Genomic DNA, 15,942 nt, shown 5'->3' on the forward strand with positions numbered 1-15,942 from the left:
GAGATTTTAAAATGGTTAAAAAAGTTCATAAAGTAAAATTTTTAAATAATCAAAAATCAAAAGTGGCTCTGTCATCTAGACGCTTTTTATTTAATTTTGTGAGTAATAAAGATATATGGAGTGATGGATTTCATGTTGACTATATGAGTGGGGGAGGGAGTGGAATACTGATAAAATATAAAAGTAAGTATTTTGTTTTAACTGCTTATCATGTAATTAAAGAAATGATTGAAAATCCTTTACAAAATTCCTCACCTTTTTGGATTAGGTCTAAAGAAAAACTTATAGAAAGTATTAATGATTTTTTAATGCCAAAAAAAATTTGGTTTATTGGTGAGTTAATTCCTGAAGTAAAAGGATGGCAAGATTATACGGATGTGGTTTTTATTGAAATGTTTGACCCACATAACAATTTTGCACCAGATAATTATGTTGATATAACTCAAAAAGGAGAATGTACTGAAATTCTATCTTCAAAGAAATTTTTTGAAGATCAAGTATTGGCGGTTTCAGGGTATCCATTAGAGGCTAATTTATTTGAATTTGAAGTAGTACCAGAAGGTTACACTCACGCAACTAACTTGCAGCGCCATCATGATATTGGAGTGTGTTTGTTTGATGAATATCGACATCCATATATAGATTATGAAAAGTGTGCAGATAAATTTACTGGAATAACTTATGATCATAATGGAATGAGCGGTGGTGCTATATATAACTTTGAACCGAATAGTAAAGCAAGATTGGTTGGAATGGTCTTGAGTGGTAATAATAAAATAATTAGATTTATTCCAATATCAAAAATTTTATCTCAAATACGTAACTATGATAATGCAAGTTTTATAATTTTAGATTATGAGGAGGCTGTTTTTAAAGGATATTTAGAAAGATCGGGTGTGTATTGTGTAGAAACAATGCAGACATGTTTGGATAAAATGTTGAGTTTAAAGGGGGATTATGATTCATATAAAGATTGGCTCAAAAATAGAAAGTTGAAAAATCCTAGAGTTGGTTATTTCTAAAATGTGAAATAAATAATTGTAATGTTTTTATTTCAGCTAAACTATCAAACTTTTATATTCCATCGAAAAGTGGTTAAAATAAGATGCCCAAACAATCCCGCTTCCTCTGTATAGGTGGTTTCCTCAACGGAACCCAAGTCAAAAACCAAGGCGATATTTTGCCTACTCTGAACAAGAGTGGAATAGTTGATTGAAATTAAGTTTTTAAAATATTGTTAAAAAAATTATTTAATAGGAAATGGAATGTGCATATAAATAAAATATATCTACTGTCTAAGTTTTTAATATATACATCATTTATATGTGTGCTGAATACTACACAGGCAACGCCTCCACCTATTCCTCAGTATTATTATGATGATATTTATATTCCACAAAATAAACTAAAACCTAACGACGTTTTACTAATGATCAGTTTTAAACCTGTAATTATGGATTTTGATTTTAAAAAAATCATGGAATACTTGTATGGATTGCCTGTAGATAGCTTTATCAGTGATCAAACATATTCAGATTTGTATGCGAGTAATCCAGCAATAGGTTTTACACTTAAAAATGAATTTCAAAACCAAAAAATATTATTTCAGTTCGTACCAGATCGAGCCATATTTTTTGATTTGAAAGGAATTCGACATGAATTGATTGGTGTACGACAAGTTCCTTTGACAGATGACTTCAAGAGATATAAATATGAAGATCACTCTGCGATGTCCACTCAATTTTTTATTATTCAATATTTAGATCCCAAACAACCTAGAAAAATAAAGATAGAAAGTGCTTTAAATATTAAGCAAAGCCTTAAAGAATCTATTTATACAGACCCTCATACTTTAAATAGGTTTGGGGTTTTAGAAAATAAAAAAAATATTTTAAAAATTTCAGAAGATACTCAGGCATTAATTTTATTTTTTAAAAATAGTTTTGATCAGCCGACAAAAATACAATTCAAATTACTTGAGTTGAATATAGAAAAACCTTTGCAAATTATAGATGTGGATGTGATAGGAGATATTACTGAAAATATTGATTTTATTCCTGCTCCTGGTAGCAGGATTATGAATAGGCTTAGTTATTATAATACTTATGATTTTGAAAAATATATTAAAATTAATGTGGTAGATGAAAAAAATAATGGCTATTATGATTTGGATATTGTTTTACAACATCAATTAATCAAGCCTTTAGTTGACGGTGAGAAACCCTATGAGATCTATAGAAAATATAGATATGATACAGTTCAAAATAAATATGTGAAAATTCATGAAGAAAAGCGAAATATTGAACAAAAGCTTAATCAGTCATGAAGTAATGGTTTATGATGATGTGTAAGAATTGAATTTAACAAGTTGTATTTTTCAATGCCCAAACAATCCCGATTTCTCTGTATAGGTGGTTTCCTCAACGGAACACAAGTTAAAGACCAAGGTGACAACTTCGTTTGCGTCGAAAATGGCAAACAAGTTACGTACTTTAAAAAGGAAATCTTTAACCAAGACGCATGGGATCATGATTATTATGTTTGTGAAACCACGACAGATCAACAAGCACGAAATTGGGTCTATGACATAGACTGAAACTTATTTTTAAAAAGACAAATATTTCAAAGCCCCATTTTTACTTTTTAGGGGCTTTTTCTTCAGATATATCACACAAAAATATGAATATTTTTATAAAAACATTAAAAATTATTCGATCATCAACAAATCTGCACTATTGGCGAGTTTCAAAGGTCTTAATGCAAAAATAGAACGAGTATGACGAATCCCTTTCATCGAATATAAATTTTTCCGTAAAAAACGTTCATAATGTTCGGCATTTTTTACAGCAACTTTCACCAAATAATCATAATCGCCTGTGACCAAATGTGCTTCTACAACCTCAGGCATATTTGCAAGGGTATGACTAAACTCATCTAAAATTTCATCATCATGCCGTTCAAGCGTGATTTCAATAAAGAATAATTCATTAATTCCTAAGGCTTTAGGGTTAATATTTGCTGTATAACCATCAATGATATTGGCATTTTCTAAACGTTTTAAACGTGTCCAGCAGGGAGAAGTTGAAAGATTTACCTTTTCAGCCAGCTCAGTCACACTCAAACGACCATCTTTGCGGAGTTCAGCTAAAATTTTTCTGTCTATGCGGTCAAGTTGATAATGGGTATCAGTCATTGTAAGCCTAGCGAAAATTGGGTGAATAAAAGCTTATCGCATTTTTAGAAGAATAAAATGAAAAATACGATATTTCAGCGTTTAATTGCTATAAAAGTAAACGTCTTATTTGGGCTTGAATTAATGATCATAAAAAGATTTAGACAATAAAAAGCCCCATTTTTCAGGGGCTAGTCGTATATAAAATCTAAGTTATATACTGTATGAGGCTCATCTCAAACTAAGTGTATTAAAACATAGAATGACAGAATATAAAAGTTTAAAAACAAATGTATTTGTTGTTAAATTGAACAAAAACATCTGAATAATTTGAACCAATTCAAAGAAGTGCTATGAAACAAGCTATACAAAAAATTAATTTATTCCTAGAATAAAATTACCCCTAAATGTTTATTTATAGACTATGTCAAAACCTAAGCAACCGACACAAAAACAATTATTGGCTGTCATTCAAACTCAGACAGCAATTGCGAAATTAGGACTAGATCTTAATGCTGTTATGACACTTGTGGCTGAACAAGCACAGTTAATTACACATGCGAAAGGTGCAGTTGTTGAATTGGCTGAAGATGGTGAGATGGTTTATCGTGCAGTGTCAGGTGGGGCAGCGCATCTTTTAGGCTTACGTTTGGGGCAACAAAATAGTTTGTCAGGTTTATGTGTTGAGCAAAATAAAATTTTATATTGTGAGGACAGTGAAGTCGATGCACGTGTTGACCAGATGGCATGTCGTAAAGTTGGACTACGTTCAATGGCAGTTGTACCCTTGATTCATTGTGGTGATGCTATTGGTGTTTTAAAAATTTATTCGGAAAAAATAGCAGCCTTTAAAGAAGGCGATTTGCAATTATTAACTTTAATGTCTGAGTTGATTGCTGCTGCAATGTATCACGCGACTAAGTTTGGCGCACAAGCATTGTATAAACTTGCAACACAAGATCAATTAACTGGACTTGCCAATCGAGCTTTATTTTTAGATTGTTTGCGTCAAGGGCTACTTACTGCCAAACAAAATAATAAAAAATTAGGGATTTTAATGATTGATATGGATGGTCTAAAGGGGATTAATGACTTACATGGACATCGTTTGGGAGATGTTGCTTTAAAAGAAATTGCGCAACGTATTAAGCAGTCTTTACGTCATGATGATTTAGTGGCACGTTTAGGTGGAGATGAGTTTGCTGTGATTTTAGCCTCTGTTGAAAATCAGGAATTGGCAAGACAAGCAATGAATCGTATTTCTGAAACGTGTGGTTTACCTTTTGTATTTGAAAATCTTGATCTTAAAATTGGTGCAAGCCTTGGTTTGGCAATTTACCCTAAAGATGCTGAAGGTATTGATCAACTGATTGAATGTGCTGATCTGAATATGTATCACGATAAACGCAGTAGAAAACAGATTCAACAATAAAATAGATTCAACAAAACTAAATCTGTTTGATACTGATGAAGCGTTTAATGAGCAACTTTATTTTTGAGCATGTCCATAAAGGTTTTTAAGATCATATTTTGATTTTTTCCTTTACGTGTAATCAGGCAAATTGGGGTGCTGTAATGTATTTTATTTTGTAAAATAGGTTGCATGACACGGTCTTCAACCCATTTTTTTGCATAATGGTCAGGTAAAAAGCCTAAAAATTTTCCTGTTAAAATCAAAAAGGCAATGCCTTCACGATCACTTGCTGTCGCGGAACAATCTAAAAGTTGGTGTAATTTTGCAGCTTCAGGGCTGATGGCGTAATTGGGTAAAACCGCTTTCCAATTTTTTAAGTCACTGCTATTTATTTCATGTAAATGATTAAACAGTGGATGATTTTTGCCGCAATATAAAAATGAATTTTCACTATAAAGTTCAAAATAATCCAAGCTAGATAAAGGCGTAACCAATGGAATTGCACCTGCATGTAACCGATTGTCTAAGACACGGCATTCAATATCTGAGAGGGTACACATACTGATATTAATGACGACTTCAGTATTTTCTTCAGCTAATTGCGCTAAAGTGTTGGTAATATATTCGCTTTGCATCGTCACTAAGTTATTAATTAGACCAATATTAAATTCGCCTTTTAATGTGTGGTGCATTTGGTTGATTTTGGCACGAAAGTCTTCAATCGAAGCGGTAAGCACTTCAATATATTCTAAAATCTCTCGTCCTTCGTCTGTTAAAGCAAAACCTGCACGTCCACGTTGACATAAACGGACACCTAAGCGATTTTCTAAATCACTCATATGTAAGCTGATTGCTGAACGACTAATACCTAAAATACTTTCAGCAGAAGTAAAGCTATGACAATCGCATACTGTTTTAAATATTTTCAGTAATTTTAGATCAAAATCAGTCACTTGATTTAATTTTTTCGGTTTCATTTACTTTGGTTTTTTTATATCTAAACTCAAGATAATTTGAATTTATCAAAACTATGGCGCTATGTACACTCAAATGATAACCCTAAGAACAAGGAGAGTGAGGATGTTTGATCTTATAGATAATGGTGATGTGGCAGTAGAAAAAAATGAAACCACAACACCGATGAAATTAAACTATCAAGCGCATTGGATGCCGTTTTCTGCAAACCGTAATTTTCATAAAGATCCACGCATTATTGTGGGAGCAAAAGGTGCTTATTTGACGGATAGTAATGGACGTCAGGTTTATGATTCACTATCAGGTTTATGGACGTGTGGTGCAGGGCATACTTTGCCTGAAATTCAACACGCTGTGAGTAAACAATTAGGAACATTGGACTATTCACCAGCATTTCAATTTGGGCATCCATTGGCATTCCAACTTGCAGAAAAAATTGTTCAACATATGCCAGAAAAAGTACAGCATGTGTTTTTTACTGATTCTGGTTCTGAGTCTGCCGATACCGCAGTGAAGATGGCACGTGCCTATTGGCGTATTAAAGGTAAACCAAGTAAAACCAAACTGATTGGACGAGCACGTGGTTATCATGGTGTCAACGTTGCTGGAACAAGTTTAGGTGGTATTGGTGGGAACCGTAAAATGTTTGGGCAATTGATGGATGTAGACCATTTGCCACATACATTACAGCCAGATTTAAGTTTTACCAAAGGCTGTGCTGAAACAGGCGGTGTAGAGCTTGCAAATGAAATGCTGAAGCTGATTGAGTTGCATGATGCATCTAATATTGCAGCAGTAATTATTGAACCTGTTTCTGGTTCAGCAGGTTGTCTTGTTCCACCAACAGGTTATTTACAACGTCTAAGAGAAATTTGTGATCAGCATGAGATTTTATTGATTTTTGATGAGGTGATCACAGGCTTTGGGCGTATGGGAACATGGACAGCCGCAGAATATTTTGGTGTATGTCCAGATATTTTAAATTTTGCTAAACAAATTACCAATGGCGCAATTCCATTAGGTGGCGTCGTGGCGAGTCGTGAAATTTATCAAGCCTTTATGCAGCAAGATTTACCAGAACATGCGGTTGAATTTACACATGGATATACGTATTCAGCTCATCCTGTTGCTTGTGCGGCGGCTTTAGCGACACTTAATGTTCTTGAAAATCAACAATTGTTAGCTCAATCAGCGGCTTTAGCACCTACTTTTGAAACTTTATTACATGATTTAAAAGGGGCACCTCATCTTGTTGATATCCGAAATTGTGCATTGATTGGCGCATTACAATTAGCGCCACGTGATGGTGATGCAACGATTCGTAGTTTTGAAATAGGCATGAAACTTTGGAAAGCAGGTTTTTATGTTCGATTTGGCGGTGACACGATCCAATTTGGACCGATGTTTAATAGTACTGAAACTGAATTACAACGTTTAATGAATGCCGTGGGAGATGCGTTATATCAGGTGAGTTAGTCATATGCTGAGTGAATAATATTTTTTAGAAAATAAGAAATGGATAGGGAAAATAATGAAGCGTATTGTAGGTTTTAATCTGGCTAAGCCCAATAAAGACAGTGCTCAAATGAGCCTATTTCAGGTGAAATGGCAGCGAGTCAAATCATTGAATGATGATCAGGTGCTGAGTAGAACTGGAAAAATATGGGTGAGTCCGTTTATGCCAGATACACAATTTTCATTATTTTTTGATTTAGATGTTTGTGGTTTAGATGTATCTGATTTAGAAGATATTACGCCGAACACATGTCATAAAATAGTCATTCAGCAATGGTTTATTACAAATGTAGCGATTCAATTTGCAATGCCTAAGATGAGTTGAGCCTAAAAAGGGAAAATATGATATTTTCCCTTTTTCTTTTTTTAAATTGTGTTTGGAGAAATGTCGTTTAAATTTTTAGAATTCATTTTGAAGGAATCAAAGATGAACAATGAAACAACAACAAAATTAGGTGAAGGATTATCCAACCGACATATTACGATGATCAGTATCGGTGGTGTGATTGGTGCAGGTTTATTTGTTGGCTCTTCTGCAGCAATTGCTAAAGCAGGTCCAGCAGCAATACTGGCGTATATGATTACCAGTATTTTAGTTTTTTTTGTAATGCGCATGTTAGGTGAGATGGCGGTCACTCAGCCAGATACAGGTTCATTTTCAACATATGCACGTAAAGCGATTGGTCCTTGGGCAGGGTTTACCATTGGTTGGCTATATTGGTGGTTTTGGGTTTTGGTGATCCCAATTGAAGCCATTGCTGGTGCAGAAATTTTACATGCATGGTTTCCACAAATTCCAAGTGCAATTTATGCTTTTGCTTTTATTATATTGTTGAGTTTGGCAAATTTTTTTAGCACCAAAAGCTTTGGCGAGTTTGAATTTTGGTTTGCTTTAATTAAAGTCATTGCGATTGTGGTGTTTATAGGAATCGGATTAACTGCAATTTTTGGTTTTTGGCCCTTGGCTAAAGATGTCAGTGGAATTGGAAATTTAGTTTCAAATGGCGGTTTCATGCCACATGGCATGGGTGGTGTTTTATCTGCAATTTTAATTTCGGCATTTTCATTTTTTGGTATAGAGATTTTATCTATTGCGGCAGCCGAGTCTAAAAATCCAGAAGAAAAAATTAAGCGTGCCACCAATTTAGTGTTATATCGTATTATTTTATTTTTTGTCGTGTCTATTTTTCTTGCGGTTGCTTTGGTTGACTGGCGTTCGCCAGATTTACAAAAATTTGGAACATTCCAATATGTATTAATGAGTCTGAATGTACCTGAAACTAAACTGATTATGGATTCGGTAGTTTTTATTGCTGTTGCAAGCTGTATGAATGCCGCAGTATATACCTCTTCTCGGATGCTATTTGCTTTAGGAGCACGTAAAGAGGCACCAAACATGGTGATTAAGTTAAATAAAAGTGGTGTGCCTACCATTGCTGTTTTTGCGTCAACTTTCGTAGGGCTAATTTGTTGTGCTGTGAACTATATCTTTCCAGGTCAAGTGTTTGGGTTCTTACTTTCAACCACAGGTTCAATTGCATTATTGGTTTATTTGGTGATTGCATTTTCACAATTAAAGTTAAGAACAAAACTTGAAAAAGAAGGCGCAGTTGTTCCATTTAAAATGTGGTTATTTCCTTGGCTCACTTGGTTTGTCATTGTGGTGATTTTAAGTGTGTTAGGATATATGTTCTTGTCACCTGCTTATAGCTATGAAACAGCTTTGTCTTTAGGGGTAACGTCTGTTGTTGTGATTTGTGGCTTGATTGTGACGCGTAAGCGTAAATCTAGCCAATCTGTGGTGATGAACTTAGATTAGACTAGAACATTCAATTTTTTACAGCAGATAAAAACCATATAAAAAAATGAGTATTTATCTGCTGTATTTATTTTAAACTTATGAAAATTAAAACATTATTTATTTTATTTTTGAAAATTTAAAATATTCTGTGGTTCTAAAATATGGTCTCAATCTGGAGAATGAATAAAAAGGTATAAAAATATACTTAAAAAGTTATGGAAAAATACATTTAAAAGTGAACATAATATCGCGAATGGACATAGTTATTCACAATGAAGGGTAAAATGTTGCTGACTTTTAAATCGCTCATTTCATATTGATCCAATTGAAAATACTGCCATTTTAAATTTTATTCAACACATTTTCTTTACATTGTGCATTGCTTAAGGAAACGCAATAACGATAACACGATGTTATCGTTTCACAGGATGAAAATGGATGAGTAATTTAAATATCCATAGGGAAAAAGAACAAAGTAAATCAAGTGTATATGCATGGTATGTCGTTTTACTTTGTATGTTGGCATATATATTTTCATTTATTGATCGGCAAATTTTAGCTTTGATGATTGAGCCAATTAAAGCAGATTTAAATTTAACAGATACTCAATTTAGTTTATTACACGGTTTAGCTTTTTCATTATTTTATGCCTTTATGGGCTTGCCTCTTGCTTATTTAGCAGACCGTTTTTCACGCCCTAAAATTATTGCTGTTGGGATTGTGTTTTGGAGTATTGCCACAGCATTATGCGGTTTAAGTAAAAATTTTATTCAGTTGTTTTTTAGCCGTATGGGTGTTGGTGTTGGTGAAGCAGCATTATCACCTGCAGCATACTCTATGTTTAGTGATATGTTCAGTAAGGATAAACTTGGACGTGCTGTGGCGGTTTATTCTATTGGTTCATTTGTTGGTGGTGGGATTGCCTTTTTAGTTGGCGGTTATGTGATTGGCTTACTTAAAGATATGAGCTTAATCCAAATTCCAATTTTTGGTGCAATTAAAGCATGGCAAATGGCATTTATTTTAGTGGGTTTGCCTGGTGTTTTTATTGGTTTACTCTTTCTTTTAACAGTACGTGATCCACAACGTAAAGGTCAGAAGTTAAATGCAGCAGGTCAAGTTGAAAAAGTGAGCATGAAAGCCACCTTTCAATTTTTAAAAAAGCATCGTACAACATTTAGCTGTCATTATTTTGGTTTCACTTTTTATGCCATGGCATTGTATTGTTTAATTAGTTGGTCACCTGCATTTTTCATGCGCAAGTTTAGTATGACACCAACTGAAGCTGGATATATGTTAGGCACGGTATTATTGGTTGCAAATACCTTAGGCGTGTTTTGTGCAGGTTGGTTAAATGATTGGTTGATTCAAAAAGGTCGTAAAGATGCCCCAATGATTACAGGTGTTATCGGCATTGTGGGTTTGGTTTTACCTTTAATTGCATTTACACAAGTATCAGAACTTTGGTTAGTCGTGACATTATTAGCACCTGCGATGTTCTTCGCATCTTTCCCAATGCCAATTTCCACCACAGCAATGCAAATGTTAGCACCAAATCAGTTACGGGCGCAGATTTCAGCAATTTTTCTCTTGATTAGTAACTTAGTCGCAGTTGGAATAGGCACAACTTTGGTGGCTTTGGTCACAGATAAAGTGTTTGAAAACCCTTTAATGGTTGGAACTTCATTGTCTATTGTTGGTGGGATTTCGTGTGTTTTAGCCTTTATTTTATTGAAAAAAGGCTGTAAAGCATTTAGTACCAGTATGCAGCAAGAACAAGGTCAAGGTATCTCATAATGTTTGCAGGGCTTATATCTTATTTTAAAAGTAGTGATATATAGCCGAACAATATAAATGGATTAGACTTCTGATAAAAATCAAAAATGATCATTGATGAATGATTAAATTGATTTGAGAAAAAAGTCTTTGTGATAGATTTTTGTGATTGCCCATTTGTGAATACGTGGGCTTTTGCTATTTTAAAAAAGAACAATAAAGCCAATGGAGGGCAGTAATGAAACAATTATTTAACTTTAATCATTTGCATTATTTAGATGAGTTTTTATTATTTAATTCCAATGATTATCAAACAATAAAAGATCAAATTAGTCATTATTTATGCCCACATCAATTTGATGTAAAAGCAGTGACTGATTTAAATACACGTTTAAATGGTTTTAGTTTTGGTCAGTCTGCTTTGTATGATTTGAAATATAGCGCACCTGTTGCGATTACGCTTGATGAAGATTCACCATATTATTTATTTCGGATCACTTTAGAAGGTCAATGCAAAGTTGAATATGCACAAAACAAAGTAGTGCAATCTGTTGGGATTATGACAGTCACGCATCCGCATACCAAAAGTCGTATTATGACCAATCATCATTGTCGCAATATTATTCTAAAACTCAGTAAGCAAGAAGTAGAAACACAATTATTTAAAATGTTGGGTTATCGTAGTACAGAAGCAGTTATTTTTAATAGCGGAATGTCATGTACTGATGAAGGTTTAAGTGCCATTGTTGAAACATTAAACTATTTATGTCATGCCTATTATAATATTCAAAATTGGAGTTTTATTTCAGAAAGTTTTACCGCATATTTAATTGAACTTATTTTATTAAAAGTGCCCAATAATTATAGTTTAAAGTTAAATGAACGGCGGCAACAGGTTTTACCCAATTATATGAAAAAAGCTCAAAAATATATTCAACAACATCTGAGAGATAATATTACCTTAGCTGAATTAAGCCAGTTTTGTGCTGTTTCAACGCGTACTTTACAAAAAGGATTTAATCAATATTTTCAGCAAACGCCAATCGAATATATTCGTGATTTACGTGTGGAATTGGTGCATCAAGCCTTATTAAATAGTCATGAATATGAAACTGTATCTGATATTTTACTGGAAAATGGCATTCAAAGTTTTGGACATTTTTCGACGATTTATAAAAAGCGTTATGGTTGTTTACCTTCACAAACTTTAAAAATGCGTGTTGCTTAAAGTTAAAATGCTCAACATATTCTCTTCGTAAATGGAATAGTTCTGTCGCATACGGAGATGCCACCTGATTTTATTCGCTCTATGATGGAGGGTATCAATCAGGAGGATGAATAATGAAAATTACAGTATTAGGTGGCGGTCACGGATGCTATGCAGCAGCTTTAGAAATGGCAGAAAAAGGGCATGAGGTTGTTTTATGGCGTCGTGATACAGAGGCTTTAAATGAATTAGCAGCTACAGGTCAGCTTTTTGTCAAAGATTATCAAGGTGAGCGTTCAGTCACAGTGGGTTTTAAAGCGTGTCAAATCAACCTGCAAAATAATTTAGAGCAAGCCATTCAAGATGCTGAATTGGTGATTATTCCATTGCCATCAACAACACATTTAAATCTTGCAGCTCAAGCCGCGCCTTATTTTAAAGAAGGGCAAGTGGTGTTTTTACCACCGGGTACTTTTGGAAGTTTTGTGTTTGCTCAAGCGATGTATGATGCAGGCAATCATGCCAAAGTTGCTTTTGCTGAAACAGGAACATTGCCCTATTTAGTTCGTAAACATGGCGTTAATCATATCGTTGTGAGTGGTTATGCGACACGTTTACCTACGGGTGTCTTCCCAAGTCAGTTATCTGAGCATGCATTTCATATTTTAAAACAAGCTTATCCGAGTGTAGAGCCTATTGAAGATGGTTTAAGTGGGGCTTTGATGAATGCAGGTCCAATTATTCACCCACCACTGATTATGATGAATGCAGGTCCTCTAGAGCATTTTGAGGCATGGGATATTCATAATGAAGGAACACAGCCCTCTATTCGTCGGGTGACCAATGCGCTTGATGCTGAGCGTATACGTGTACGAGAAGCTCTAGGTTATGCTGCCGCATTTCCCACTCGCTGATCATTATAATAAGGATGGTGAGGGTGATGAGTGGATGTATGGACGTGGAGCACATGGAAAATTAACCGATAGCGGTGATTGGCGTGAAGATATTGACTTAGAAAAACATCGTTATATGTTAGAGGATACGCGTTTAGGTTTATCTTTGATTGTGTCTGTTGGACGTTGGGTTGGTGTGGCAACCCCTGTTGCTGAAGGTTTATTGAATCTTGCTTCTGCGGTTACAGGTAAGGACTTATATGCTGAAGGGCGTACTTTAGAAAATTTAGGTTTGGTCAATAAATCTAGACAAGACATGCAGATTTTACTGCAACAAGGAATTTAACATGTCTAAAATTCAAAATGTTGCAGTCGTTGGCGCTGGGCGTATGGGAAAAGCGATTGCAATCGCTTTCGGCTACGCTGGCTTACAGGTCAAATTAATTGATGCAAAAGTACGTGCTGAACAGGCGTTTTTACTTTATGAGCAGCACGTTAAGCAAGATCTTGCTCAAGAGTTGACTTTATTACAGGATATTCAATTTATTCAAACTGATCAAATGCAGATGATTCAAAATAATATTGAAATCATGGCAAAATCAACAGCAATTGAATTTTTGAAAAAATGTGATTTGGTGATGGAGGCGGTGCCTGAACAATCACAAGTTAAACAAGATATTTTTAGTTGGCTTGATCAATATATACCAACACAATGCATTGTTGCTTCAACCACATCGACTTTTTTAGTGACCGATATTGCTAAAATGTTGTCACACCCTGAGCGTGTTGTAAACGCACATTGGTTAAATCCTGCTTATTTGATTCCATTGGTTGAACTGAGTCGTTCAGAACAGACTTCAAATGAAACGGTTGAAGCGCTGAGATCTTTTTTAACACAAATCGGCAAAGTTCCTGTGCTATGTAATGCTAAAGCAGGGTATATCGTACCTCGTATTCAAGCCTTAGCGATGAATGAAGCTGCCCGTATGGTTGAGGAAGGTGTAGCATCAGCAGAGGATATTGATATTGCAATTCGTACAGGTTTTGGTTTGCGCTTTTCTGTACTGGGGCTGCTTGAGTTTATTGATTGGGGCGGTGGTGATATTTTGTACTATGCTTCACAGTATTTGCAAAAAGAACTGGGTGAGCGTTATGCAACACCTGAGGTTATTGTAGAAAATATGCAAAATAACCGAAATGGTTTACGTGAAAAACAAGGTTTTTATAATTATGAAAACATGGATGTCGCTGCATATAAGTTACAAGTATTAAATACATTTGCACAACGCATTGAACAGGCAAATTTAAAACCAAAATTTAATTGTGTTTAAAAAATATCTTGATAAATCAAATCTTAGCTTCATGTTTTATCATCATTGAATGCTTTGACTTAAAGTTAAAAAACCGTTGTTTAAACAACGGTTTTTTATTGGAAAATAATTTTAACTTGAAGGCATAAGATCGTAAATTTTTTTCATTTGAGCATTGAGTTGCTTCAGTTCATCATCATCAAAAGCATTCAAAATACCTGAAAGTGTGATTTGGCTAATGGTATTGATCTGTTCGACTAATGAAAACCCTTTTTCTGTCAGTTTTACCATTGAAATACGTTCATCTTGCTCAGATGAAAATACTTCAACAATTCCATCCTCAACCAGTCGATATACTGCTTTGGTTGCTGTTGTTAATTTGAGTGTAGATAAATTTGCAATTTCGGTAATACTGGCTTGTCCTAAGGCATTTGCGCTCAGAATGATTTTACGGCGAGTATTGTCTATACCTAATTTTTTTATAGATTTTTCAATAAGTTGAGTGTATTTCCCGTTCACTTGAGAAATCCAAAAAAATGGATAACTCTTCAAGCTTTCTGGCTCATTGTTGGGAAGAAATTGTTCTAAATTTTTAAGCATGGCCAAGCTATAACTGAGTTAAAAAATAATATATCCAATTATACAAGGATTTGAAAAAAAAACTTTAATTCTAAGTATAAAAAATACTTGACAATTACATTACTTTTTCTATTATTATAGTTATATATAAAAATACATGGAAAAGTGAATGAATATTGTTGCAGAGGATGTGCATTTAGGATCAGGAACGCTCACTGTAATGGTGAAAGATTCTATAGATATTCAAGGATTTAAAACACGTTCAGGCAGCCGTTCGTTAGAAGATAGCGCAGTGGCAGAAAATCATGCGGATGTCGTCGCACGAGTGCTTGCAAATGATTGCAAAATAACCGCAAAAACCAATTTACATGAGTTGGCATTTGGCATCACGGGTATTAATCATACATTTGGTACACCCCTTAACCCTAAATATCCAGCGTTAATTCCAGGTGGCTCATCAAGTGGTTCTGCTGCTGCTGTTGCCGCACAGCTTGCAGATTTTACTTTAGGTACAGATACAGGCGGATCAATTCGTATGCCAGCAGCATGCTGTGGTGTATATGGTTTAAAGCCTACATTTGGTCGTGTGAGTCGCAATGGAGTTCATCCTGAGACGAGTTCTTTGGACTGTGTTGGACCTTTTGCAAACTCAGTCGAAATGATTGAAACCGCCATGCAAATTATAGATCCAAGTTTTTCAGCATTAAATGCCATAGAGCAAACACCCAAACTTGCATGGTTGGATGTAGATGCAGATGTAAGCGTCATTTCATGTATAGAAAAATTTTTATCTCAAAGAAATTTAGATATTGGGCATGAACATGTCGCATCTTTTACCGATGCTTTTCATGCAGGTATGCAAATCATTAATTATGAAAATTGGCAGGCTTATGCAGCACTCACCAGAACAGGTTTGATTGGTGCTGATGTGCAAGGACGCTTGTTAAAAGCTGCGGAAACGACACAAGAACAAGTTCAACAAGCGGAGCAAATCAAAAAGATTTTTACACAAGAAATTGATGCGTTATTGGAACAATATGATGCTTTGATTTTACCCACTTTACCGCAGTTAGCACCCAAAGTTGTTGATGCTGAAAATACGGTGGCATTTTTAAACTTAACTGCTCTGGTTCGCCCATTTAATTTATCTGGGCATCCTGCAATATCTATTCCACTAGAAACAGAACAGGGCTTTCCTGTTGGATTACAAATCGTAGCTAAACGCAATGCGGATGAGCAGTTGTGTGCAATTGCAAAATTTGTCGTGAAGGCAGCGCAATAAATTACAAGGAGTTAGGTA

General features: G+C 34.8%; 14 protein-coding genes and 1 pseudogene. 12 read left to right on the forward strand and 3 right to left on the reverse strand.

From position 1 onward, the window contains the following. The first annotated feature begins 11 nt into the window (after positions 1-11). The 3 genes from HX124_RS10445 to HX124_RS10455 all read left to right on the forward strand — a co-directional run bounded on the left by HX124_RS10445 (position 12) and on the right by HX124_RS10455 (position 2,596). Positions 12-1,022: a hypothetical protein gene (locus HX124_RS10445; RefSeq protein ID WP_286383451.1), complete on the forward strand. Its 1,011-nt coding sequence runs from the start codon at positions 12-14 to the stop codon at positions 1,020-1,022. Positions 1,023-1,267: 245 nt separating this feature from the next. Continuing rightward, positions 1,268-2,326, forward strand: a complete 1,059-nt coding sequence (locus HX124_RS10450; protein WP_286383452.1) for a hypothetical protein — start codon at positions 1,268-1,270, stop codon at positions 2,324-2,326. Positions 2,327-2,380: 54 nt separating this feature from the next. Beyond that, the gene (locus HX124_RS10455) at positions 2,381-2,596 is read left to right on the forward strand and encodes a hypothetical protein (RefSeq protein WP_286383453.1); all 216 of its coding nucleotides are present in this window, start codon (positions 2,381-2,383) and stop codon (positions 2,594-2,596) included. Between the two features lie 111 nt (positions 2,597-2,707). Here HX124_RS10455 and HX124_RS10460 read toward each other — a convergent pair whose 3' ends face one another. Continuing rightward, the gene (locus HX124_RS10460) at positions 2,708-3,193 is read right to left on the reverse strand and encodes an Lrp/AsnC family transcriptional regulator (RefSeq protein WP_107007967.1); all 486 of its coding nucleotides are present in this window, start codon (positions 3,191-3,193) and stop codon (positions 2,708-2,710) included. Between the two features lie 403 nt (positions 3,194-3,596). Here HX124_RS10460 and HX124_RS10465 point away from each other — a divergent pair, with 403 nt between their 5' ends. Continuing rightward, a complete protein-coding gene (locus HX124_RS10465) occupies positions 3,597-4,604 on the forward strand; it encodes a sensor domain-containing diguanylate cyclase (protein ID WP_286383454.1) in 1,008 nt (335 codons plus the stop codon). Positions 4,605-4,648: 44 nt separating this feature from the next. On the opposite strand, the gene HX124_RS10470 is transcribed toward HX124_RS10465, so the two are convergent. Next, positions 4,649-5,563 carry a LysR family transcriptional regulator gene (locus HX124_RS10470; protein ID WP_107007965.1) on the reverse strand — a complete coding sequence of 305 codons (915 nt, stop codon included), beginning with the start codon at positions 5,561-5,563 and terminating at the stop codon, positions 4,649-4,651. Positions 5,564-5,666: 103 nt separating this feature from the next. On the opposite strand from HX124_RS10470, the gene aptA reads away from it, so the two are divergent. From aptA to HX124_RS10505, 7 genes and pseudogenes are all read left to right on the forward strand, one after another. Beyond that, the gene (gene aptA, locus HX124_RS10475; protein ID WP_502872820.1) at positions 5,667-7,037 is read left to right on the forward strand and encodes an omega-aminotransferase AptA; all 1,371 of its coding nucleotides are present in this window, start codon (positions 5,667-5,669) and stop codon (positions 7,035-7,037) included. Positions 7,038-7,092: 55 nt separating this feature from the next. After that, a complete protein-coding gene (locus tag HX124_RS10480; RefSeq protein ID WP_286383455.1) occupies positions 7,093-7,401 on the forward strand; it encodes a hypothetical protein in 309 nt (102 codons plus the stop codon). Between the two features lie 102 nt (positions 7,402-7,503). Then, positions 7,504-8,895 (forward strand): amino acid permease, encoded by a 1,392-nt coding sequence (locus tag HX124_RS10485; protein ID WP_107007962.1) that lies wholly within the window; start codon positions 7,504-7,506, stop codon positions 8,893-8,895. Between the two features lie 420 nt (positions 8,896-9,315). Further along, positions 9,316-10,674, forward strand: coding sequence for a spinster family MFS transporter (locus HX124_RS10490; RefSeq protein WP_286383456.1), 1,359 nt, complete (start codon positions 9,316-9,318; stop codon positions 10,672-10,674). A gap of 217 nt (positions 10,675-10,891) precedes the next feature. Further along, a complete protein-coding gene (locus tag HX124_RS10495; protein ID WP_286383457.1) occupies positions 10,892-11,881 on the forward strand; it encodes an AraC family transcriptional regulator in 990 nt (329 codons plus the stop codon). A gap of 113 nt (positions 11,882-11,994) precedes the next feature. Next, positions 11,995-13,099: pseudogene (locus HX124_RS10500) on the forward strand (NAD/NADP octopine/nopaline dehydrogenase family protein). 1 nt (position 13,100) lies between these two features. Then, positions 13,101-14,084: a 3-hydroxybutyryl-CoA dehydrogenase gene (locus HX124_RS10505; RefSeq protein WP_286383458.1), complete on the forward strand. Its 984-nt coding sequence runs from the start codon at positions 13,101-13,103 to the stop codon at positions 14,082-14,084. Between the two features lie 111 nt (positions 14,085-14,195). Here the strand turns inward: HX124_RS10505 and HX124_RS10510 are convergent, their stop codons facing one another. Next, a complete protein-coding gene (locus HX124_RS10510) occupies positions 14,196-14,663 on the reverse strand; it encodes a MarR family winged helix-turn-helix transcriptional regulator (RefSeq protein ID WP_107007957.1) in 468 nt (155 codons plus the stop codon). Positions 14,664-14,811: 148 nt separating this feature from the next. Here HX124_RS10510 and HX124_RS10515 point away from each other — a divergent pair, with 148 nt between their 5' ends. Beyond that, the gene (locus HX124_RS10515; RefSeq protein WP_286383459.1) at positions 14,812-15,924 is read left to right on the forward strand and encodes an amidase; all 1,113 of its coding nucleotides are present in this window, start codon (positions 14,812-14,814) and stop codon (positions 15,922-15,924) included. Positions 15,925-15,942: the final 18 nt, after the last annotated feature.

The sequence above is a fragment of the Acinetobacter sp. 226-1 genome, from assembly GCF_030329325.1.
Classification (GTDB): Bacteria; Pseudomonadota; Gammaproteobacteria; order Pseudomonadales; family Moraxellaceae; genus Acinetobacter; species Acinetobacter sichuanensis.